The organism is Cyclobacterium sediminis, from assembly GCF_054781075.1.
On the sequence record NZ_BAAGVC010000019.1, the window covers coordinates 1 to 21590 of the forward strand.

A 21590-nucleotide genomic window follows, 5' to 3' on the forward strand; every position below is an offset into this window, starting at 1 on the left:
GGATACAATAAATAATTTAGAGCATCTAATCCCGGTCGACCGGGAAGGGTCCTTGGTTCGCCTGTCCCGAGATCGAAGTGAATCGGGAAGCCCAAGAGGAGGAGCTAAAGCCAACACAGATTGTGTTGGCTTTTTTTATTATGCATCAGTTTTATGTCTATATCTTATATTCTTTCAGTTCGGGCAAAAGCTTTTTCCTAAACTGTAAAAGCGTAAAAAAAATAGCAGAGGAAAATTTTTTTTCCTCTGCTATTTTCAGTTTGATAGGCTATTAAAATTGTTCTCTATTTTACCAATAGTCCAAGTTCGGCTATTGCAGCGAAACGATGTCCTCCGGCAATTCTTTTGGCTTCAAGTTTTATAAACCTTGTTTTTATTGGCTTTTTGAAGTCATGCCTTCTCAAGGTGGGGTCATTGATTAGGTTTCCAAATTCAAAACCCTCCAGTAGCTGCCAGTTTGATCCATCTGAGCTATAATAAATATTTCCTAAGGCAATCATTCCTTCTTTGTCCGCTGAAGGAGGCATATAGGTAAAACCTGTTATGGTAAGGGCAGTGCCTAAGTCTACCGTAAGCTGTTGTCCACCATTTTCTCTTCCTTTGGCCTTGAAATAAGTTTCTTTATTGCCATCAATTGCTTTGGAGGCTTCGTGATTATTTTCAGAAGAACTTGCACTTACAATTTTCCAACTTTCTTTAATGGCGCCAAAGAGGGATTGCGCGATGGCACCACGATCATTTTTGCCGAAGGCTGCAGCTTTTACTTCTCCATGTTCCAATTGAAAAGGTCCTTCATACAGCATAGATTCGGTGTTCGGCTCGGTGCCATCTAGGGTGTACCTGATGCTTAGGTCTTTGTTCAGGCTTCCAGCAATATCTTGCTCATAGGTTTTCCAGCCAAAATCTACTTTTTTTGGCTCAATATTAACCATGCCTTTTAGATCTCTTTCAATGTTTAATTGTGGAGGTCGAGTTTCATAATGGTATGCCGCCACTTTATTGATGGCAGGGATAAACCTTTCTTCATCCACTGTAATTCGAAGTTTGTCTGTGCTAACTTCAGGAAATCGGAGGATGTTTTTATAGCCTATATTGTAACCATTCGCTATCTCTTTCCATTCCCCATCAAGTAGCGCTTCCAAGGAGAAGGCTGCCACACGCTCACCATGAGACCTGATGGCTTCTTGAATGATCAATCGATTTATCTTTACAGATGCTTTCAGACTTATTTCAAATGATTTTGACCGGTCTAATAAAAGATAGCTTTGGTCATCATTGTCCAGAACCTCTTTGGGGCCTTTGGCATCCATTAATAAATCTTTACTGTAAGTATTTCTTATTCGCTTGCCGACTTCTTCAAGCACTTTTACATCTCTATCTGGGAAAAGCCCTTGGGTGTTGGGTGGGATATTAAGCAAGAAAATTGAGTTCCCTCCAACAGCCCTTTCATACATATCAAAAACATCATCAGCACTTCTTACTCCTTGTTCGTGATCGTTTCTGTAAAACCAACCTTCTCTTATGGAGGTATTCGTCTCAGCAGGTTGGTAATGTAAATAATTGGCCTTGAATAATTTTTCCATACCGGCAACATCTTCTCCCGTGATGTCTGCAAAACGATTCATTTGATTGGGGTTTTCCTGGTAGGGGATGACATTCCATTCTTTTTCTCGGGTTTGTCCTGATTCGTTGCCACACCACCTGATGTCTTGTCTGCCAAAAATCACAGCCTCAGGAGCCAGTTTTCTGATTAAGGTTTTCCAAGAAGTGTAATCATATGTCTGGCCACCTTTTCTTTTAGGGTGGGCACCGTCAAACCAGACCTCTTTAATAGGGCCATATTCTGTTAGTAATTCAAAAAGTTGATTCAGGAAATATTCGTTGTAATCATCTACCTCGAATTCGAAAGTTGTTTTGTTTTCAAATGGTCTTCCTTTTACGGTTCTAGGGATGGTTCTTTTCGTTTTTTTACTAAGATTTCCATACAGGCCGGAAGGGTTTTCGATCTGGTACAAATCGGCGGGAGAAAGGTAAACCCCAAGATCAAGGCCATATTTCTCGCAAGAGGCTGCGAGGTCTTTCAGCACATCACCTTTACCATTCCTAAAACCGGTAGACATCAGGCCGTGTGTAGTATACCTTGATTGCCATAAAACAAAGCCATCATGATGTTTGGCCGTAAAAATCACCTTGGTCATGCCGGCAGCTTTCATTGCTTTACACCATTGGTCGGTATCAAGTTCTTTTAAGTCAAAGACCGTTGGATCCTCCATGCCCGAACCCCATTCTTTAGCCGTGAATGTATTTGGGCCAAAATGAACAAAAGCAATGAATTCATCTTTGAGTGCATTGAATTGGTTTTCTGTGGGGATTACATGGGCTGCCTTGATACGGATGCTGTCTTTGGTGTCGTCCTGGTCAATCCTATATGTAGATTTGGGTTCCAGTAAAAGACCTTCTTTAGAAGGGTTGCAAGAAATGGACAGGAGCAGGCACAGGCCTAACAGTAAATTCGTAGGCTTCTTTAAGGTTAAAGGTGAATTCATAATGGAGGTTAGGTTATTTTTTTATTTAAAAAGTCAAACATAATAAAAAAATTTATTTTTCTTTAAAGGGTTTGATCTTATATTAGGTTTTATTCCTTGGGAGGTAAATAATAATTTTCTACCTTGGATTTTGGAAGTAGATCCCTTCACTTTTATAATTTGAAACGAAGAAATGGGTTAATTAGGAGGGTAGGGAAAGAAGGAGAAAGCAAAAGAAAAGGATTTAAATTAGTAGAAAATATTGGCTATTGTAAGGATGATAGTGAATAGGTATGGGTTTGAATAGTAGGGTGTTGGCACTCAATTTATTAGTAAAACAAGTACGTCTATAATAATATGAAAATGCAATTCAAAGTTTTTTTAGCCTTCCTATTGGCCTGTTTTTGCTATCAATCCATGGCCCAGGAATTAGAGATTAAGCCTTATCTACAAGATGTAGAGCCCAATTCTGCTATTGTAATGTGGCAGACTTCAGAAGGAGAGGAAAGTATTGTAGAATGGGGGACAAGCCCCAACTTAAAAAATACTGCTAAAGGAACTGCTGAGGCAATTAATTTTGATAAGGTAAAGGTACATACTGTTAAAATCTCCGGTTTAGATCGTTTTACTGAATACTATTACCGTGTTCGAACAGGAGATGCCGTTTCGGATATCTTTCAATTTAAAACCCCTCCTTTTTCTAATGATGGTGAAGATTTTAAGTTGGTAGCCATGAGTGACATGCAATATGATCACAATCAACCGGATAAATTTAGTGAAGTGGTGAACGAGGGGGTTATCGGTTATCTTGAAAAAGAGTTTGGCGGATCTTTGCCGGACAATTTGGCAATGGTGCTTATTCCGGGTGACTTGGTGCAAACGGGATCTAAATTTTACCAATGGAAAGAACAGTTTTTTAATCCTTCAGAAAAATTATTCTCGGAGGTTCCGGTATACCCTGTGCCCGGCAATCATGAGCGAAATTCGGTGTATTTTTTCAAATACTTCAGTTTACCGGAGAATGGCACTCCGGCCTATGCAGAACATTGGTGGTACAAAGATTATGGCAATACAAGAGTCATTGGTTTGGACTCGAATGATGGTTACAGGGATTTGGGAGAACAATTTGAGTGGTTGAAAAACGTATTGGCAGCCACAGCGAAAGATGATAAAATTGATTTTGTTTTTGCCCAATTACATCATCCCTTCAAATCCGAACTTTGGATTCCCGGGGAAGAGGATTTTACCGGGAAAATTGTGGCAGAATTGGAACAGTTTTCCACCAAAACAGGGAAGCCTAGTATTCACTTTTTTGGACATACTCACGGTTATTCTCGAGGGCAATCCAGAGACCACAAGCACCTTTGGATTAACGTTGCTTCAGCAGGTGGAGCCATAGATAACTGGGGTGAATTTGAAGGAAGGGATTATGATGAATTTACGGTTACTCAGGATGAGTATGGCTTTGTAATGGTGTCAGTAGATGGGAATAGGCAAGACCCTAAATTTACCATTAAGCGGATCAGTAGGGGAAACACGATAGAGAAAAGGGAAAATGAGTTGAGAGATAGTATTACCGTGTGGAGGAAAGAACGCAAACCATCTGCTCCTGAAGCCCTTTCACCCGTTGGTTCAAATGTACCGATAGAAGGAGCCATCTTAAAGGCCGGCAAATTTAACAGCGATTATTCAGGAACCTTTCATGCCGCTTCCCATTGGCAGGTCTCAAAATCAAATGATTTTAAAAATTTAGCCTATGAGAGCTGGCAACAATTTGAAAACTGGTATTATAAAGAAAACCGACAAAAAGACGATGATTTAACCGATGAAAAAACGGAACGATTGAACCCCAATACTACTTATTATTGGAGGGTTCGCTATCGGGATCAAAACCTGAATTGGAGTGATTGGTCCAATGTGGTTACTTTTAATACGGAAAAGGAATGATCATCTTATTTAATAAAATAAAAGATCAATTTGACTAAAAAGTGTATTTGACCCAATTCATGGGTTCAACCGGCCTTGTTTGTCGCTCAATCATAGTGCATTTACCCAAGAAAATTGTTGATCAATTATTTGCTCTTTTTCTTTATTCAGAAATTCAATATAGGCCAAAGCTACGGGTGATAATTTCTTAGATTTAAGCCAAATTAAATTCCACTCAGTGCTTAATGGTAGGCCCTTGACAGGGATAATTTGTAAGTCCTTATTGCTTAATTCATTCCCTATGCCTATAAGCGGCATGATTGAGCAGCCCAATCCTGAAATGACAGCTTGTTTGACTGCTTCATTGGAAGTTAACTCCATTTTTTTACGAGCTGAATAGTTGTTTTTTGTTATGAAGGATTCCATGGCATTTCGTGTTGCGGAGCCTTGCTCTCTAAAGATGAGGGGCATTTCTTCAAATAACTTTTTCTTAGTAAAGCTTTTTTTAATCTCCATGCTACTACTTGACACATAGAAGAGTTTGTTTTCCATTAAAGCTATTTTATTGATTTTTAATTTTTTGGGAAGTACAGAAACTAAGGCAAAGTCGACTTCATTCAATTCCAAACTTTCCAAAACACTTGATTTATTCGTCACATCCATTGTCAAATCAACACCTTTGTTTTGCTTTATAAAACCTGATAAAAAATAAGGCATCACATATTTCCCCGTAGAAACAATAGAGATTTTTAGCCGACCGGAAAGCTGCCCTTTATAGGCAAGGGTTTTATAATTTATGGCATACACCTCGTTGAGAATTTTCTCTGCAGCAATTGCAATCTCCTTTCCGAAGTCAGTGACATAAAGCTGTCTTCCTACTACTTCTGTGAGTGGGATAGGGAATTGATCTTGAAAATTTTTTAACTGAATAGAAACAGCCGGCTGTGTCAGATGTAATGCTTCAGATGCTTTCGTAATGCTTTGTAAATCAGATATTTTAAGAAAAATCTGGAGCTGGTGTAAGGTATAATTCATAAATAATATTTATGTGTATAATAACAAATATAAATAAAAATTAATGATATTAAAAGTTAATCTTTGTGCCGTTAAACAAAATAAAATTATTCAAACAATTAAAATTTAGATAAAATGGACAACAAAGAAACTGCTCAATTAGAAAAAACAACACAAATCATTCAATTGGTAAAAGGAGAGTTTACTCCTTCAGAAGCAACACATGTTCTTATGGGATTGATTAATGAAAAAATCAACTTTCACAAAATCCAAAGACTTCAAATTTGGGAAGGCAATCATGAATCCAAAACAGAGCAATTGGATGGGAGAATTCAAGAGTTAGAATTGGAAAAAAAGAAGGTTCAAGAATTTATAAACTTGTCGAGAGGACTTGGTCAAAAGCTAAATATAAAAGGGGTTCTGGAAATTGCTGTTACCTAATAATCTATTCAAAAGCTTAAAATTCATACCATGGAAAATTCAACGCTTTCAATGCTAGGACTACTTATTCTGATATTGCTGGTCAAAATATCTTATGACCAACATCACCTATTCTTAGACCATATAACAGTAGTTAGTTTCATTCTGGGAATGGCCTATATACATAAAATTTTGCGGGAAAATTTCGAAAATAGGCCAAAAAATGACCAATCTTAAACTTAAAAATCAAATGAAACTAAATCGATAAAAACTTCGAAATGATACCTAAAACGAATTCAAATTTCAAAACCAGCCAAAAAGTTATGGGGGTGGATTTTAGCTTAAAGAAGCCATTTTCTATTCGACTTGTAACTTTTTTGTTATGGTTCCTATTTATAGGGAACGCCCTATTCCTTATCTTTTACTTCAATGGTATGCCTGAATTAACTTGGAGGAATGTTTTCAGAATCAATGGCTTCACAATTTTGATCTGGACTACCGTCAGCTTTTTTAGTGCAATCTTATGCAGTTATTCAGGTAAATATCTGATGGGATTTAAATTCCATTCCAGATTTATGTGGCTGTGCTTATGCTTTTCCTTGTCTGTAATGCTAGTAGTTATGGCTCAGCACATTCTTCTCTTAATTTTTAGCTGGTTGATTATGGGGGTGCTAATGGCTCAATTGATTGGAATTGATAAAGATTGGGGAGAAGCACGAGAGGCTGCTAAATTTACACAAAAGTACTTTTTAGCAGGAACAGGCTTTCTATCAGTGGGTTTGATTCCATTGGCTTTGTATAGCGGACAATATACAATAAGTGGTATAGCTGAAGTGGTTGATGACATTCCATTTTATCTATTGCAGCTCTCTGCCATTTGTGTGATCGGGGCCGCCATCGTACAATCAGCCATGTATCCTTTTCATCGCTGGCTGCTTTCTGCAATGACTGCGCCAACGCCTGCTTCTGCTCTTATGCACGCAGGATTTGTCAATGGAGCGGGTATTTTGTTGGCCCTTTTCTCTAGCTTGCTTTTAGCCTCCGACACCATGAATATTTTGTTTATTGTTGGAGGGTTTACTGCCATTATTGCTCAGTTTACAAAGTTGCTGCAAGTCAATGTCAAACAAAAGTTAGGTTGCTCTACCATTGCCCAAATGGGTTTCATGATCATGCAATGCGGCTTGGGGTTCTTTAATGCTGCAGTGGTTCATTTAATTCTACATGGGTTTTATAAAGCATACTTGTTCTTGTCCTCCGGAGAAGAAATAGCACAGACAAAACCTGAGCAACCAAAAACATTAAGAATCCGACCATTGCAAGGAGTAGTTGTTTTGTTTTTTGGAGGGCTGGGAGCTTATCTGTTTGCAGACTGGACAGGGAAAGGACTGTTATTAAATAGTGGTTTATTGTTGACCATCATAGTGGCCATTACGATAGGTCAGGCAACTTATAATATCGTAAAGGAGCAGAGCCTTTCAGCGATACAGAAAATAATAGTACCACCAATGCTTTTTATAGCAGGAATAGGGCTTTACGCCTTGATGTACAATGGAGTATCCATGCTCATGGCCAATATGCCTAAGATTTCGGAGCCTTTACCACTGACATCTGTACAAATCATTTTTGGTGCGATTTTTCTAATCGGCTTTTTCATTATGAAACTTGGGGTTTATAAAAAGTTTCCTTGGGTTTATGTCAAATTGATGAATTTGTCTCAACCGAATAAAAAATCAGTTCTAATGTATAAATCAAAATCAATATGAACCAGGATCTATTAAGCAGTATTGATAAAGCCGTGGAAGTAATAGGCACAACCTGGCCTTTGTATACTTTTGTTGCTTCAAATCCTTTGGCAGGGTATGAAAAAGCGTCTTTTTTTGATGCTGTCAGTGCAGCCCAAAAACAATTTAGTGCAAATGCTTTTCCGACAGCAAAACATTATCGTCAGGCTTGGGAAAAAGGAGATATTGATTTGGAGGTTCTGGATCACCTTCTAAAAGAAAATGGCTTACCTCAACGGCCTGAAAAATACCTTAAACTGTTGGAAGGGGTACAGTTCTCAGAGGAAGTGAACGGCAATCATAAAGTGGATCGTTTGATGGTAAAATGGTTGTCCGCCTTTATGGATGAAGGACTTGCCGAATGGGAAATGCCGTTTAAAAGTGAAGGTTTTTATTCTGCATGGAGACTATTGGCTATCTACGATTCAGAATTAGGCTATACCTCCTTGAAAGACATTCCAAAAACCAGTACGGCGGCATTGGATCAATTGTTAAGTGATTTTACTGAAAAAGACTATTTCAACATTTGTACCCATCATTTTGCATCATTGCCTGGATGGATAGGATACATCAAGCATCGTAAAGAATCCAATTCTGATTGGCAGCAGGACTTCCCGATCCATTTGATGGATTATTTAGCTGTGCGATTATGGATTTCCAAAAAAATGAATGTACCCATTTTACCGGAAGTAAATGAGGTTCATACAGACTCTTTTCTACTTAAGCTACAATATGTATGGCTTCAGGCCTGGGAGCAAAGTTGGCAGAATCAATTGGCCATAAAACTTGAGAATGGCGCTAATGCTACACAAACACCGAAAAAATCATCTCTTCCTGATGCCCAAATGGTGTTTTGTATCGATACCCGTTCTGAATTAATCCGTAGACATATTGAGTCCAAAGGGAATTACGAAACCTTTGGTTATGCAGGCTTTTTCGGAATTGCAATGGATTACCAAAGTCTTGAGGACGAAATTTCCCGAAAATCCTGCCCTCCAATTGTGTCTTCGGCCTATACGGTTTCGGAATCAGCCCAAGTAGATAAAAAAGGGCAGTTTCTCTCCTTAGAAAAAGAAAATAGTCGCAGGAAATTTGGTAATTATTTTCTTAAACGAATGAAAAACATGTTGCCTTCTGCTTTTGGATACGTGGAATTTTCAGGTGTTTTTTACGGACTTTCACTTTTGGCAAGAACAATAATGCCGGGTGTAATCTACCGAAAAAATCAGCAAAGAATTTCTCAGATGGAAGCCACTTGCCAACCTGATATAATTAAAAAAAGTCAGGGAAATACCGATATACCCGGACTTTTATTGGAAGAAAAGGTGTCCATTGTTAAATCAGCCTTTGACCTTATGGGCTGGAATGAGTTTGCTCCTTTGGTATTATTTGTAGGGCATGGAAGTCATTCTGCCAACAACCCTTTTAGCTCAAGTTTAGATTGTGGAGCATGTGCTGCAAGCCCCGGACGACACAATGCAAGGATGCTGGCAAAACTGGCTAATTTGTTGCATGTAAGAAAAGCATTGGCCAACGTTCATGGTATTTATATTCCAGAAAACACCTTGTTTTTGGGGGCAGAACACAATACTACCACAGATGAGATTGTATTGTTTGACTCGGAAGCACCAGAGACACATCAAATGCTTATAGAGGATTTGAAGGTTAACCTTTGGAAAGCACAGCAAAGTGCCACAAAAAACAGACTTGGTACCAATGGGGATAGTCTTTCTAAGGCCCAAGAAAAAGCAAACAATTGGGGGGAAACACGTCCGGAATGGGGACTTGCAAAAAACGCAGGCTTTATTGTGGGGCGACGAGAATTGACCAAAAATACTGATCTTGACAGTCGCTGCTTTCTTCATTCTTATGATTGGGAATTGGATACTACAGGCAAAGCCCTGGAAGCCATCATGCAGGGACCCATGGTGGTGACCCAATGGATCAATAATCACTACTACTTTTCTACGGTGGATAATAGCAGCTATGGAGGAGGATCAAAAATTACCCATAATATTACAGGTAAATTTGGTGTGGTACAAGGGAATGGGGGAGATCTCAAAATGGGGCTTCCGCTTCAATCTTTGTACAGTTCCGATAATGACATGTATCATCAGCCTTTGCGATTGACGGTGACGATTCAAGCTCCCATCAATCGGGTAGCAGATATCTTGAGAAGAAACAGTCACCTAAAATCACTTCTTGACAACGAGTGGATTTACCTTTTGGTGATGGATCCCAATAAAAATAATAAAATAACTAAATACAAAAAGGGATTGCTATGGGAGCCTTTATCCAATAACACCACAAGTGCCTTGCGAAATCCAATGTCTCGTTCAACTTTAACTGAACTTCCTATTTAATCCGAAAGTAAAAATGCTGGGAGGCTATTTTCATTGACCACTAAGTTTTGGGATATTGTTGTTCCATGCACAACAATATCCCTTTTATTTAAGCAATAGGTGATAATATTTTTGGTGGATAAGTATATTAGTTTAGCCTTTTGATTGAAGATGAATTTTACTCGAAAAGCTTAATAGAATTCATTAAACCCTTCTCAATAAAGATTTGGGATTCCGAATAGGGAAGATTTTATTCTTTATAAATGGTGATGCTCCGTTTCTCTTCTGTAATGGTTCCGTTTTGATCCGTAACGATGATAAGGAAATCATAAAAGCCTTCCACGGCATCTTCCGGAATATCAAAATGCTTGTGGACGGTTGTATTTCTTGCTCCTTTGTATTCTTCCCAGATTAATTCGAAGTCCCAATAAGTTTCATAACTTTCTTCGGCAATTGGGTTAATTTGAATTTTTACTAGTTCAATTAATTCGCCGGCAAGGAGGTCTGCGTTCAGGTGAAAATCCTCACCAATCACCCCAATTTCATCATTGTTTAACCCGATTTCAACATTATCTATGCTGGGTGATGGCAGGTTGGGTTCGGCTTCTTCCTGACATGAACCTAATGCTAAAACAGCTATAATGGCTAATAGGAAATGCTTGAATTCTTTTTTCATGGTTTGAATAAAATTGATTTAAATGTATTTCAGTGAAGCGAGTAGGTGTTTATAGCGCCGGCATATGGCGTTTTGTTGAGGGGGATTTTCTATAAACTACTCTGCAACACCATTGCAAATATATGTCATATTATGAGTGAAACAATGTTGCAAATGGAATTTTTCAATTAAAAGAAATATTCCGCTTCAAAGCGGTATAAAACCTTGTAAATGCAATATTATTGCATTATGTTTGTGCAATCTTATTGCATTATTTAACCAGTAAAAATTATTGAAAATGAGAAGACTTAGACAAGCATTTTTGATTCCGCTTTTGGCTTTGGCATTGTTTGCCTGTCAGGAAGAGGAAGACATTACCTTTGATCCCCCGGTGGTCTCCACTTTTGAAATGGGTGAGGGAAGCTCACATTCTACAGAACCAGTGGCCTACCGTGGAATGGATTTGCATATGGAGGCTACCATTCTTGCATACGCCAATGTGGAGTCTATTAAAGTGAGTATTCATGCACATGATCTGGAAGTGGGCGAAGGAGAAGTCGAGTGGGACTTTGAAGAAGTCTACACGGATGCTAAATATTTGGTAAAGAACCCTGAGTTTCATGAGCATATAGATATCCCTGCAACAGCTCCTGCAGGAGAATACCATGTAGTATTGGAAGTTACAGATACTGCAGGTAACATTACTGAAATGGAGGGTCATTTAGAAATAAGAGAATTGATTCATGTCAGTGGATTCGAAATGGATGCCGAAGTGGTAAGGGGAGAAGATTTCCATGTTGAGTTTTTAATTGGTGCAGCCAATGGGATTCATACCATTACTGTTGACATTCATGCCCATGGTCTTACTGCTGGTGCAGGAGAGGTGGTTTGGGAAATGGAGGAAGTTTTTGAAGAAGGATACCACGAGTTGTATGAGGTCGAATTTCATGAACACATAGATGTTCCTGCCAATGTCACAGCAGGGGAATACCATGTGATGTTTATCATTGAAGATGAGGATGGAAATGAAGTTGAATTTGATACACATATTGATGTGTTAAACGAATAAAAGAAGGGTTGTACAATGATTGAAAAAGAGCCGGGTTTATCCGGCTTTTTTTTATTTTAGGTGTGGGGAAGTGATTTTGTCAGCATTGTTGCAGAAAAAAGGGCAACAATACCGCCAAAATCAATTGACTATATATTTTGTTTACCATGGGTTGACACCACGCGGTTATTATTGTTGAAGCCCAATAGGCTTTTATGCGTTTAAATATGACGACTTACCGGCTATAATCATTTTATCCAATGAGGGATTTACGGATAGCCTATAACTTCACAATTAACGAAACTTGGATGGACACCCTTGGATGGGTTGAAAGATGATTTTGTCAACATTGTTGTGGAAAAAGGGGCAACAATACCGCAAAAATCGGTAAGGCCTCCCATCTTCAGCATGTTAACTTTGGTTGCAAGGAAGTCCATTTTTATAATGAATGGTGAAGGCTTAGTATAAACTGGTTTCTATTGGATAAGTTGGCAATTTGTCGCATACCTCCAAGTTGAATTTTTAAGTCATTTTTTATCAGGTAGCCAAGACCGGCGTAGGTCCTGTTTCGGTCAAATATTTCTACTCCCTGTTCATTCCCTATGTTTTTTTCACCATTGAGAAATAGTTCATCATAGAAAGCCAGGTAAATCGCCCCTTTTTCCAAATTGGTTTTATTCAAAGGCACATTGAGGAAAATAATATACCTGAACCTTGTTCTAAAATCTTGGTCTGCAACAAACCTTTGCTCATAGCGAAAACGGTGGGTGGTATAAAAGCGCCTACTTAGTTTGATGGGAAATAAGATTTCCTGATAAATTCTGTTCTCAACCTTACTTGTATGGTCTTTACCCTGCTGACCAAATGTGATATTGGCAAAACCCAGGGTGAATTTCACACTTGCTTTCTTAGGTTTATAGGTCAGCCCGGCCCTAAACAGCAGTTGCTCCATATCATCTGTTTTATTCCAACTGTGGTATTGAAGGTCACCCTGTAATCCCCAAGGGCTTTCTTTAAATGTGGTATTGAAAAAATACATGTACCAGGCTCCGGTTTGGTCACCTGTTGTCTGAGCCATTGACTTGAAATTGAACAGCAATGCAAAACCTACTGCAAGTAATACGTTTCTGCTTTTCATAATTAAAGCTGATTGGGATGAATCCGTACGTCTGCTGTTATTCTGGGAGGGAGATAGTGGAAACCCACCTAATTCGGTGGGCATTCACTGCCTGTAAATTTAAACATATTTTTTATACATGCCCATGGATCAAAGCTTTCTTTCTTGCCTAATCTATCCCTTATCCATAGGCGCAAATAGAAGTTTATGTAAAAATTGCAATTTGAATAGGGTTTTTAAAAATTATGGTGAAGGCTGAGCTGTAATTGGTTTTTACTCCATTGATCAGTCGATTGTCTCATGCCTCCCAGTTGAACTTTCAAGTCATTATTGATCATGTAGCCAAGGGCCACATAAAACCTGTTGCGGTCAAAGATTTCAACCGTATTTCCATTTCCTATACCTCTTTCGCCATTGATGAAAATTTCATTGTAAAGGGCCAGGTAGACAGTGTTTTTTTCCATGGCCGCTTTATTCAAGGCGATATTTAAAAATAAATTGTACCGAAAACGGGTTCTGAAGTCCTGGTTTTCTACAAAGCGCTGCTCATAGCGAAACCTATGGGTAGCATAAAATCGCTTGCCAAATTGGGAGGGGAACAGGGCTTCTTGATAGATCCTGCTCTCCATGGAAGTGCTTTTATCATCGCCGTAAACTCCCGAGGTAATATTGGCATAGCCCAATGTGAATTTGATGTTTGTTTCCTTGGGCTTGTAAGTTAACCCTCCCCGCAGCAACAATTGCTCAAGGTCTCCCCCCTTGTTCCAGTTGCGGTGCTGAATGTCTCCTTGGAAACCCCATTGGCTGTCATTAAAGGTGGTATTGAAAAAATACATGTACCAAGCTCCGGTTTTGTCCTGGTTGATCTGGGCTTTTCCGGAAAAAGGGATGAGTAGTACAATAAGAAAGGGTAGAAGGGCTAATTTGTTTGTCATTTTGTAAAGCAAATTACAAGGATAGGTTTAAAATTGGGTTGATAAATTTTTCTAAGCCAAAAGGCTAGTGTGGTATTGAAATAAATGATAAAGATAGTTTAAAAAGTTGACCCTTCCAATGGGCAGAAGAGTACTTGTCTCTACCTATGGTTTGTTCCCATTACCAGTTAATAAGGATTTATTCCAGGTCAGGTAATAGATTGTCCTTTGCCTGTTTCGGGTTTAAAACTATAAATGGGAGAGTAAATTTAGAGTAACTCCGTTTGGGTCTTTCACAAAAAATCGCCTTACGCCCCAGTCTTCTTCAGTAATTGGATAGCTAATTTTTATATTTTGTTGTTGGGCTTTTGTGTACCATTGATTAATGTCTGAAACTTCTATGGATAAGAATATAGCGGAATTGTCAAGAGGGGCATTGTCCTTGTTTTGAAGAATTGAAATTTGTGCTGTAGGGTTATCCTTGGAGACAAAGGTCAACACCCAACCCATGTCCATGGCCAATTCCATGTCCAGAAAATCGAGGTAAAAGCGTTTGCTTTCTGCCATGTTGTTTGAATAAATATTGGGTACGATTCTTCGCATGGTATTTTCGTTTTAAATGGTTTGTTGTCAAAGATAAAAATATCTAATCCAAGTGATTTTGTCAGCATTGTTGCGGAAAAAAGGGCAACAATACCGCCAAAACCGGGATGTGTGGCTCATTTATACCAAGGGCTGACACCCTTGGCTGAGATATTGCGCCCCTTTGGGGCTTGGTTTTGTCTAAGGAGTTAATTTGCGATTTTGGCAAGGTATGGACGTTGAGATTTTGTCAGCATTGTAGCAAAAAAAAATGGCAACAATACCGCCAAAATCAATTGACGATATATTCCTTTTACCGTGGGTTGACACCACACGGTTATTATTGTTGAAGCCCTATAGACTTCTTTATGCGTTTAAAAATGACGACTTACCGGCTATAATTATTTTATCCAATGAAGGATTTACGGATAGCCTATAACGTCATAATTAACGAAACTTGGATGGACACCCTTGGATGTGTTGAAAGATGATTTTGTCAGAATTGTTGCGGAAAAAAGAGCAACAATGCCGCCAAAATCAGGGCGTATACTTTACCTGATTTCCAAGGGTTGTCACCCTTGGCTACAAAAATGTCACCCCTATTGGGGTTTTGGGAACGTAAAGGATTCTATAAAATGCAGGAAATGCAAGATTGGGTTGAAAGATGATTTTGTCAGCATTGTTGCGGAAAAAAAGGGCAACAATGCCGCCAAAATCGGGATGTGCTTCATATGAATTTTACCACGGTTGACACCCCTTTCTACAAAAATGTCACCCCTATTGGAGTTGTTGGAACGTATAGGATTCCGGTGTAATCTTAATAACTCGGGAGGTTTGAAAAAAAATAATCCTAGCAGAAATAAATGTGGATAAATTAAACCCTACTTGATCCAAGCGGTATTTTCTCGGCAGTGGTTTCCTAGGTTTCGGGTCAAAAAAATGGTCTCAATAAGATTTTTTGTGAACGCTATTTGTATGAAAAGACGCTGAATAAAAAACGCTTTGGTCCAAATTGATTAGCGCCTATAGAATAAACCACTCAGCACTATTTTGGATAATTGGGTTAATAATTTTTTCACAGAAAATGAATAAAATAGTTGAATAGGGCTGAAAATCAAGGACTAATTACTTTTTGCTCAATGGATGCTTCTGCAGGGCATGGTCAGGGACTTTTAAACATGTTTAACCGGATTTTAGTTAGGGTGGCATGAAAAATTAATTGACAGCTTTGGGATTTTTGGAATGGCTTGACTAAGCCCTTCAGATAAACTGGCATAAAATTTATGCATTATATAAATATAAATTATCAATTAGTTTGGATTCCATCGATTAAAACAGAACGGGTATGATTACGACAGCCAATGAGATAAAAATTGCCAATGATATTGTGGCAACGATAGGAGAGACTCCCCTGGTGCGTTTGGACAAACTTTTTCCGAGCAGCGGGGCATCCTTCTATGGGAAATTAGAAGCGGCCAATCCTTCAGGGAGCCTGAAGGACAGAACCTCTATTTTTATGCTCAAAAGAGCACTTGAAGAAGGAGAAATAAAAAAAGGAGATACCATTATTGAATCCAGTTCCGGCAATATGGCTTTAGGCCTTGCCCAAGCCTGTATCCATTATGGCTTAAAATTAATCGTGGTGGTAGACCCAAATTTGAATGCCCATACCGAGAAACTACTGAAGGCCTATGGCGCCCGTTTGGAATACGTCAAAGAACCTACAAAAAAGGGAAGTTTCCTTGCCGCCCGCCTGGATAGGGTGCAAGAGCTTTTGCAAGACATACCCAATAGTTTCTGGACCAACCAATATGGAAATCCCAACAATCCCTTGGCACACCATAAAACCATTGAGGAAATATTGAGAGACTTGGGTGGAGCTGTGGATTATCTTTTTGTTTCCACCAGTACCTGTGGGACTTTGATGGGCTATGCCAATTATATTGCAGAGAATAATCCTTCTACCAAAATAATAGCGGTGGATGCCATTGGAAGTGTCTTGTTTGGAGGTAAAGCAGCACCAAGATTGATACCCGGACATGGTGCAGGAGTGCAGTCACAGTTTATTGATAAGAAAAAATTTGAAGGACATATAAAGGTAAGTGACCTGGATTGTGTAGAAGGCTGCTGGTCTTTGCTTAAAAAAGAAGGGGTGCTCTGTGGAGGATCTACAGGAGGAGTAATTGCTGCCATCAACAGATACATCAAATACATCCCCAAAGACAGTAATTGTGTGTTTCTTTTGGCAGACAGGGGAGAGCGTTACCTCGATACCATTTATAATAAGGATTGGATAGCGGAGCATTTCCCGAAAAGGAAAATGAAATTAAATTCTTCCATTGGATGGTAAAGGCAGTGCAAGCGGAGGAGCAAGCAGCTTCTAATATAGCCATCGTGGGCTTCGGACCCAAGGGGTTCTATGCTTTTGAACGCTTGGTGGCGCAGTTGAAAGCTCGCAAAGTCAAAAAACCGATCGCAATACATCTGTTCAATCAAAATGAATTCTTTGCAGCGGGTAATGTTTACCGTCCTGATCAGCCATCATATCTGCTGATGAATTATGCAAATAGCAATATCAATTGCTGGACAGATGAGGTACCGGTGGCCATTCTTGAAAATACACAGGACTTTGTAAGCTGGCTGCGGGGCAAACCTGCCTATTCAAGTGAGGCAAAAGCTGAAGCCTTTGCGCCCCGAGCGAGGGTAGGTACTTATTTGATGGAAAGTTTTACTCGTCTATGTAGTCATTTGCCTGATAATATTGAGCTGGTAAAACATGTACGAACGGTTACGGATATTGAAAGGACAGGAAAAAAATACCGACTTTTTTCCGAAGGGAATAAACCGAATGCCTATCCGGAATTTGATAAAATTATTTTGACTACCGGACATTTAGGATGTGGGGCCGGCTTCCTGGAAGAAAACCTTTCCAATCACTATATAGATTTTGTTTACCCTACTCAAATGGCTTTAGGGCATATTGAATCCGGTGCAAAGGTGGCGATAAAAGGATTTGGTCTCACATGTATTGATGCCCTATTAGCCCTTACCGAAGGAAGAGGTGGGGAGTTTTCGTTGAATAAATCGGGTAAAATGACCTATAAGCAATCAGGAAAGGAGCCCGGTAAAATTTATATCTATTCCAGAACAGGTCTTCCCATGATGCCGCGTACAGGCCATACAGAAATTAAGCAGCCACTTGTTTTTTTTACGGCAGAGCGAATGGCAGCTCTAAAGGACTCCAAGCCTGTTTCCTTCGATAAGGCCATCCTTCCCTTGATTATCAAAGAATGTACGATAAGTTATTACCGGGTGCTTTTTAAGAATTACCGATGGAGGTTGCTGGTGCTTCCAAAATTTGAAGGTATTCAGGAGCAGATTGAAGTTTTTCACCACTACTATCCTGAAGCCAAAAGGTTTAATTGGGGAAAATTATTGGATCCCTTTACCGACCAAGCCCAATTGACCCATGGAAAAGTTGCAGACTATATTGAAAAGTTACTTGTGGAAGCCGAAAAAGGGCCCGAGGAAAGCCCTTTAAATGCAGCTTTTGCTACTTGGCGAAGGATAAGTGCAGTATTCAATGAAGTCTACAGTTTTGGCGGGCTGGATGCTGCTTCCCATCAATTGTTTGACAACAATTATTTTGGTCTTTTTAACCGTATCGCTTATGGTCCTCCGGTAAAGAACCTAAAAAAAATGCTGGCACTTGCCAATGCAGGTATAGTGGATTTCGGTTTTGTGAAAGGGGCCATTTTTAAAATTGATGGATCTGGTGAGAACTATGGTGTATTGAAGGTAGGTGGTCAGAAAGAGCAAGTCATCGACTTCCTGATCAATGCTCGGATTCCCAGAAATAATGGCAATAACACGCCAAGTCCCCTTTACCGTTCCATCTTGCAAAAGGGTATCGGTAAAAATTTCCAGAATTCTAGTGGGGGCACTTATACACCCGGTTGCATGGATATGGATAGCCAAGGGCGATTGATTGAAGCAGGTGGAAAAGTGAATGAAGGGATTGCCCTTTATGGCACGCCTACTGAGGGGCTGTGCTTGGACAATGATACCTTGTCCAGAAAACGAAATAATTTGGCTTCCCAATGGGCAAAAGATGTTGCCCAATTTATTGCGCTTAAAGAAATAGAAAAAAATTGTATTGAAAATGAATCCTAACTATACCAAAGGTAATCCGAATGCAGGCCTGACGCCCATTACTTCCCCATGGATGCACTGCATATTTGAAGACCAGAAAATCATCAAGGAACTGATTGAAAAGCATGGTTCTCCCATCAACCTGCACCATCTGCCCTCCTTTTCCGATAATATTGCTTCCTTTAAAAAGCTTTTTGAAAGCTATGAATTAAAGCATCAAATCTACTATGCACGCAAGGCCAATAAATCCAAATCTCTAGTAAAACAGGCTTTGGAGGTAGGCATAGGTGTGGACACAGCCAGCTTAAAGGAACTGGAACAATCCCTCGCGATGGGTGGAACCGGGAAAAACCTGGTACTTACTTCTGCCATTAAAACCAAGGAACAGTATGCCTTGGCCATACAAGCCCAAGTGCCGATCGTCTTGGACAATGAGGATGAATGTAAGCAAGCCCAAAGCATAGCAGAGGAACTGAATAAAAAGGCCATTATGGGTATTCGCATAAGCGGTTTTACGGTGGAAGGGAATAAGCTTTACAGTCGTTTTGGCTTTGATATAGCTGCTGTGGAGGCCTTTATTCTGGAAAATTTCGGGGAAAAAGGGCGTTTTAAAAACCTCTCTATTCAGGGTTTTCACTTTCACCTGGACGGCTATTCTACCCTTCAGCGTGGCAAAGCTTTGTCTGATTGTTTAACCTTGGCCAAGCGACTCAAACCGTCGGGCTTCCCCATTGCTTTTATAGATATGGGGGGAGGGATATTGATGAACTACCTGGAAAGTGAGGAGCAATGGAAAGCCTTTGATCAGGCCTTGCAGGAAGGGGTGAAGAACAATAAGAATCCGCTAACTTTCAATGGGCATGGCTTGGGCTATGAAATGATCAACAATAAGTTAACAGGAAAACTCAAAACCTACCCCTATTATAACAGCATCAATGGCACTACATTCTTAAAAGAGGTGCTGGACTATAAAGATGCGGAAACTCAAGAAAGCAATACCCAAAGGTTAAAGGCCATGCAGGTGGAAATCCGCATAGAACCGGGCCGTTCCCTGCTTAACCAAACGGGGATGACCCTTGCCAAGGTAGCCCATAGGAAACAGGATGCTAAAGGAAAATGGCTGGTAGGTTTGGAAATGAATATGAGTCAGATGATGAGTTCCAGTGAAGATTTTTTACTGGATCCCTATGTGATGTATGCGGGTAAATCAGAGTCAAACGCGCCTGTAGATGTGTTTTTCACTGGTGCCTATTGTTTGGAAAGAGATGTGCTGCTCAAGCGAAAAATCTCCCTGCCCCAATTACCTGCCATAGGTGATTATGTGGCTTTTGTCAATACCGCCGGCTATATGATGCACTTTTTCGAAACCGAAGCCCATCTTTTTGAGCTGTCCCAGAATTTAAGTTTTAGTACTAAAGATAAGTTGGCGGTAGCTGATTTTGTGGAAGATGATTTGATTTAAGTTTTTTTATAGAAATTTTTAATGTAATCGCAATTCGAGGGGTATGGTAGGAATGCTAAAACTACGAGGCAGCGTTGGGCCTTGTTTTAGGAGTTTTCTTTTGGCTAGATTTTTCTTTGGTTCGTTTTTTTTATTAATGTTTACCCTGTTTTATTCAGGGCTTGTCCTGACGCGCAGCAAGTCAGGAGAAGACCCCACCGCTGAGTATCTTTTCGGCTAAAATTTAAGGCCACCCGCACACAGGCAAACTCTGGTATTTTAGGTTTTTTCTATTTTGTTGATTTTTGGATGATACCTCAACCAAAAACTTCGGCAGACAGTGCCTGTGCCCTTGCCATACCCTGCTTAAATTTCTTTACGCCTAATAGCTACAAGGCGGAAAATTATTAATAAACTATTCCAAGAATGTCAATTTGTATTAAAATAGTGGTGACTTTTGTTTTAGTTGGTGAAAATTGGCTTTTTTAGAACTGTTGACTGAGCTTTTCGAAGTCATAGAGGTGCCGAATATAACTGAGAAGCTCTTGTATAATAGAAAGTTGAAAACTTTCATCATGATGGGTCCAAGTTACGCTCCGCTAAACTTAGACCAGAAAGGGGCATAGGTGATTTTGTGGCTTTTGTCAATACAGCCGGTTATATGATGCACTTTTTCGAAACCGAAGCCCACCTTTTCGAACTGTCTCAAAATTTAAGTTTTACCACTAAAGATAAGTTGGCGGTAGCTGATTTTAGTGAGGATGATTTGATTGGGTAAGTTTTTTCAATGTGTTTGCTTATTAATGGATAAATCACATGGATTGTTAATCCATGGTTAAACATTGGTTTGAAAGGTCTGTTTTGGGACATTGAAAGATTGAAATTTTATCCGTATTCAAAGTCAAAAGTATTGATCCATTTCCAGTAAAATGTCCCATTTATTGATATAAATCGGGACATTTAGGTGGGTAATGTTTTTAAATTGTCCCATTTATTTGCTATTTTTGGGACCATGGTAGATTTAGAAACAATAGAGAATAAGGTTAATAAAGGAGAAGTATTTTTTATTTCCGACTTTACCAACTTAGGTAATTATGAGGCTACACGTAAATCTTTGCAACGCTTAACAAAAGATGGATACATTGAACGAATTGCGAAAGGGATTTACTTTTTACCTAAAAAAAACGAGCAATTGGGCGTCATATACCCACATGCCGAACAAATTGCAAAAGCAATTGCCAAGCGTGATAAAGCAAGAATTATTGCCACAGGTTCTACAGCCTTAAACCTATTAGGTTTATCATCACAAATACCTTTGAAGGTAGTTTTCTTAACTGATGGCACAGCTAGAAAGATAAAAGTGGGTAAGCACACCATTGAATTCAAAAAGACAAATCCAAAAAACCTTAGCATTAAGCACCAATTAACCAACCTGATAATTCAAGCATTGAAATCAATCGGTGAAAAGAATGTTACACAAGACCAACTTAATCATTTACAGAAAATAATCGACCAAAGTGGGGACCGAGAACTTGTTTATCAAAATCTAAAAGATGCACCTGTGTGGGTTCAGAAAAAAATTTTAGATAAATGAAGAACTGGCTTTCATTACCAAAAGAGGTGCAAACGGAATTGTTTACACAGATTGGAGTAAAAACAAATCTACCTCC

General features: G+C 39.3%; 15 protein-coding genes and 1 pseudogene. 10 read left to right on the forward strand and 6 right to left on the reverse strand.

Annotated features, from left to right (window positions below):
* A pseudogene (locus ACYVHJ_RS16720) lies at window positions 1-208 on the forward strand (hypothetical protein); the annotation flags it as partial.
* Between the two features lie 76 nt (window positions 209-284).
* On the opposite strand, the gene ACYVHJ_RS16725 reads toward ACYVHJ_RS16720, so the two are convergent.
* Window positions 285-2546, reverse strand: a complete 2262-nt coding sequence (locus ACYVHJ_RS16725; RefSeq protein WP_460516928.1) for an alpha-L-fucosidase — start codon at window positions 2544-2546, stop codon at window positions 285-287.
* 342 nt (window positions 2547-2888) lie between these two features.
* On the opposite strand from ACYVHJ_RS16725, the gene ACYVHJ_RS16730 reads away from it, so the two are divergent.
* Window positions 2889-4472, forward strand: a complete 1584-nt coding sequence (locus ACYVHJ_RS16730; protein ID WP_460516931.1) for a fibronectin type III domain-containing protein — start codon at window positions 2889-2891, stop codon at window positions 4470-4472.
* A gap of 90 nt (window positions 4473-4562) precedes the next feature.
* On the opposite strand, the gene ACYVHJ_RS16735 is transcribed toward ACYVHJ_RS16730, so the two are convergent.
* Window positions 4563-5486, reverse strand: coding sequence for a LysR family transcriptional regulator (locus tag ACYVHJ_RS16735; RefSeq protein WP_460516934.1), 924 nt, complete (start codon window positions 5484-5486; stop codon window positions 4563-4565).
* Between the two features lie 114 nt (window positions 5487-5600).
* Between ACYVHJ_RS16735 and ACYVHJ_RS16740 the strand changes: the two genes are divergently transcribed.
* The 3 genes from ACYVHJ_RS16740 (at window position 5601) to ACYVHJ_RS16750 (ending at window position 10032) form a co-directional block, all read left to right on the forward strand.
* The gene (locus ACYVHJ_RS16740; protein ID WP_460516937.1) at window positions 5601-5906 is read left to right on the forward strand and encodes a hypothetical protein; all 306 of its coding nucleotides are present in this window, start codon (window positions 5601-5603) and stop codon (window positions 5904-5906) included.
* 599 nt (window positions 5907-6505) lie between these two features.
* The gene (locus ACYVHJ_RS16745; RefSeq protein WP_460516940.1) at window positions 6506-7651 is read left to right on the forward strand and encodes a proton-conducting transporter transmembrane domain-containing protein; all 1146 of its coding nucleotides are present in this window, start codon (window positions 6506-6508) and stop codon (window positions 7649-7651) included.
* The gene (locus ACYVHJ_RS16750) at window positions 7648-10032 is read left to right on the forward strand and encodes a DUF2309 domain-containing protein (RefSeq protein WP_460516943.1); all 2385 of its coding nucleotides are present in this window, start codon (window positions 7648-7650) and stop codon (window positions 10030-10032) included. Before ACYVHJ_RS16745 ends, ACYVHJ_RS16750 begins: the two co-directional genes overlap by 4 nt.
* A gap of 229 nt (window positions 10033-10261) precedes the next feature.
* On the opposite strand, the gene ACYVHJ_RS16755 is transcribed toward ACYVHJ_RS16750, so the two are convergent.
* Window positions 10262-10687: a DUF4625 domain-containing protein gene (locus tag ACYVHJ_RS16755; protein WP_460516946.1), complete on the reverse strand. Its 426-nt coding sequence runs from the start codon at window positions 10685-10687 to the stop codon at window positions 10262-10264.
* 277 nt (window positions 10688-10964) lie between these two features.
* Between ACYVHJ_RS16755 and ACYVHJ_RS16760 the strand changes: the two genes are divergently transcribed.
* A complete protein-coding gene (locus tag ACYVHJ_RS16760; RefSeq protein ID WP_460516950.1) occupies window positions 10965-11735 on the forward strand; it encodes a DUF4625 domain-containing protein in 771 nt (256 codons plus the stop codon).
* A gap of 418 nt (window positions 11736-12153) precedes the next feature.
* On the opposite strand, the gene ACYVHJ_RS16765 is transcribed toward ACYVHJ_RS16760, so the two are convergent.
* From ACYVHJ_RS16765 to ACYVHJ_RS16775, 3 genes are all read right to left on the reverse strand, one after another.
* Window positions 12154-12852 carry a DUF2490 domain-containing protein gene (locus tag ACYVHJ_RS16765; RefSeq protein WP_339903330.1) on the reverse strand — a complete coding sequence of 233 codons (699 nt, stop codon included), beginning with the start codon at window positions 12850-12852 and terminating at the stop codon, window positions 12154-12156.
* Between the two features lie 215 nt (window positions 12853-13067).
* Complete coding sequence (locus ACYVHJ_RS16770; RefSeq protein WP_460516953.1) at window positions 13068-13766, reverse strand: DUF2490 domain-containing protein; 699 nt, start codon at window positions 13764-13766, stop codon at window positions 13068-13070.
* A gap of 228 nt (window positions 13767-13994) precedes the next feature.
* The gene (locus ACYVHJ_RS16775; RefSeq protein ID WP_460516956.1) at window positions 13995-14348 is read right to left on the reverse strand and encodes a VOC family protein; all 354 of its coding nucleotides are present in this window, start codon (window positions 14346-14348) and stop codon (window positions 13995-13997) included.
* A 1324-nt stretch (window positions 14349-15672) separates the two neighbouring features.
* Between ACYVHJ_RS16775 and sbnA the strand changes: the two genes are divergently transcribed.
* The 4 genes from sbnA to ACYVHJ_RS16795 all read left to right on the forward strand — a co-directional run bounded on the left by sbnA (window position 15673) and on the right by ACYVHJ_RS16795 (window position 21514).
* Window positions 15673-16677, forward strand: coding sequence for a PALP domain-containing protein (sbnA, locus tag ACYVHJ_RS16780; RefSeq protein WP_460516960.1), 1005 nt, complete (start codon window positions 15673-15675; stop codon window positions 16675-16677).
* On the forward strand, window positions 16671-18500 hold the full coding sequence (locus ACYVHJ_RS16785) for an FAD/NAD(P)-binding protein (protein WP_460516963.1): 1830 nt from the start codon (window positions 16671-16673) through the stop codon (window positions 18498-18500). Before sbnA ends, ACYVHJ_RS16785 begins: the two co-directional genes overlap by 7 nt.
* A complete protein-coding gene (locus tag ACYVHJ_RS16790; RefSeq protein ID WP_460516966.1) occupies window positions 18490-19941 on the forward strand; it encodes a type III PLP-dependent enzyme domain-containing protein in 1452 nt (483 codons plus the stop codon). Before ACYVHJ_RS16785 ends, ACYVHJ_RS16790 begins: the two co-directional genes overlap by 11 nt.
* 991 nt (window positions 19942-20932) lie before the next feature.
* Window positions 20933-21514 carry a DUF6088 family protein gene (locus ACYVHJ_RS16795; protein WP_460516969.1) on the forward strand — a complete coding sequence of 194 codons (582 nt, stop codon included), beginning with the start codon at window positions 20933-20935 and terminating at the stop codon, window positions 21512-21514.
* Window positions 21515-21590 lie beyond the last annotated feature (76 nt).

Excerpts from the sequence above, each read along its gene's own strand:
- ACYVHJ_RS16745 (WP_460516940.1), top strand. The coding sequence starts at position 6,506 with ATGGCTCAGCACATTCTTCTCTTAATTTTTAGCTGGTTGATTATGGGG.
- ACYVHJ_RS16775 (WP_460516956.1), bottom strand. The coding sequence starts at position 14,348 with ATGCGAAGAATCGTACCCAATATTTATTCAAACAACATGGCAGAAAGC.
- ACYVHJ_RS16750 (WP_460516943.1), top strand. The coding sequence starts at position 7,648 with ATGAACCAGGATCTATTAAGCAGTATTGATAAAGCCGTGGAAGTAATA.
- ACYVHJ_RS16785 (WP_460516963.1), top strand. The coding sequence starts at position 16,671 with ATGGTAAAGGCAGTGCAAGCGGAGGAGCAAGCAGCTTCTAATATAGCC.
- ACYVHJ_RS16725 (WP_460516928.1), bottom strand. The coding sequence starts at position 2,546 with ATGAATTCACCTTTAACCTTAAAGAAGCCTACGAATTTACTGTTAGGC.
- ACYVHJ_RS16755 (WP_460516946.1), bottom strand. The coding sequence starts at position 10,687 with ATGAAAAAAGAATTCAAGCATTTCCTATTAGCCATTATAGCTGTTTTA.
- ACYVHJ_RS16770 (WP_460516953.1), bottom strand. The coding sequence starts at position 13,766 with ATGACAAACAAATTAGCCCTTCTACCCTTTCTTATTGTACTACTCATC.
- ACYVHJ_RS16760 (WP_460516950.1), top strand. The coding sequence starts at position 10,965 with ATGAGAAGACTTAGACAAGCATTTTTGATTCCGCTTTTGGCTTTGGCA.
- ACYVHJ_RS16730 (WP_460516931.1), top strand. The coding sequence starts at position 2,889 with ATGCAATTCAAAGTTTTTTTAGCCTTCCTATTGGCCTGTTTTTGCTAT.
- sbnA (WP_460516960.1), top strand. The coding sequence starts at position 15,673 with ATGATTACGACAGCCAATGAGATAAAAATTGCCAATGATATTGTGGCA.
- ACYVHJ_RS16740 (WP_460516937.1), top strand. The coding sequence starts at position 5,601 with ATGGACAACAAAGAAACTGCTCAATTAGAAAAAACAACACAAATCATT.
- ACYVHJ_RS16790 (WP_460516966.1), top strand. The coding sequence starts at position 18,490 with ATGAATCCTAACTATACCAAAGGTAATCCGAATGCAGGCCTGACGCCC.
- ACYVHJ_RS16795 (WP_460516969.1), top strand. The coding sequence starts at position 20,933 with ATGGTAGATTTAGAAACAATAGAGAATAAGGTTAATAAAGGAGAAGTA.
- ACYVHJ_RS16735 (WP_460516934.1), bottom strand. The coding sequence starts at position 5,486 with ATGAATTATACCTTACACCAGCTCCAGATTTTTCTTAAAATATCTGAT.
- ACYVHJ_RS16765 (WP_339903330.1), bottom strand. The coding sequence starts at position 12,852 with ATGAAAAGCAGAAACGTATTACTTGCAGTAGGTTTTGCATTGCTGTTC.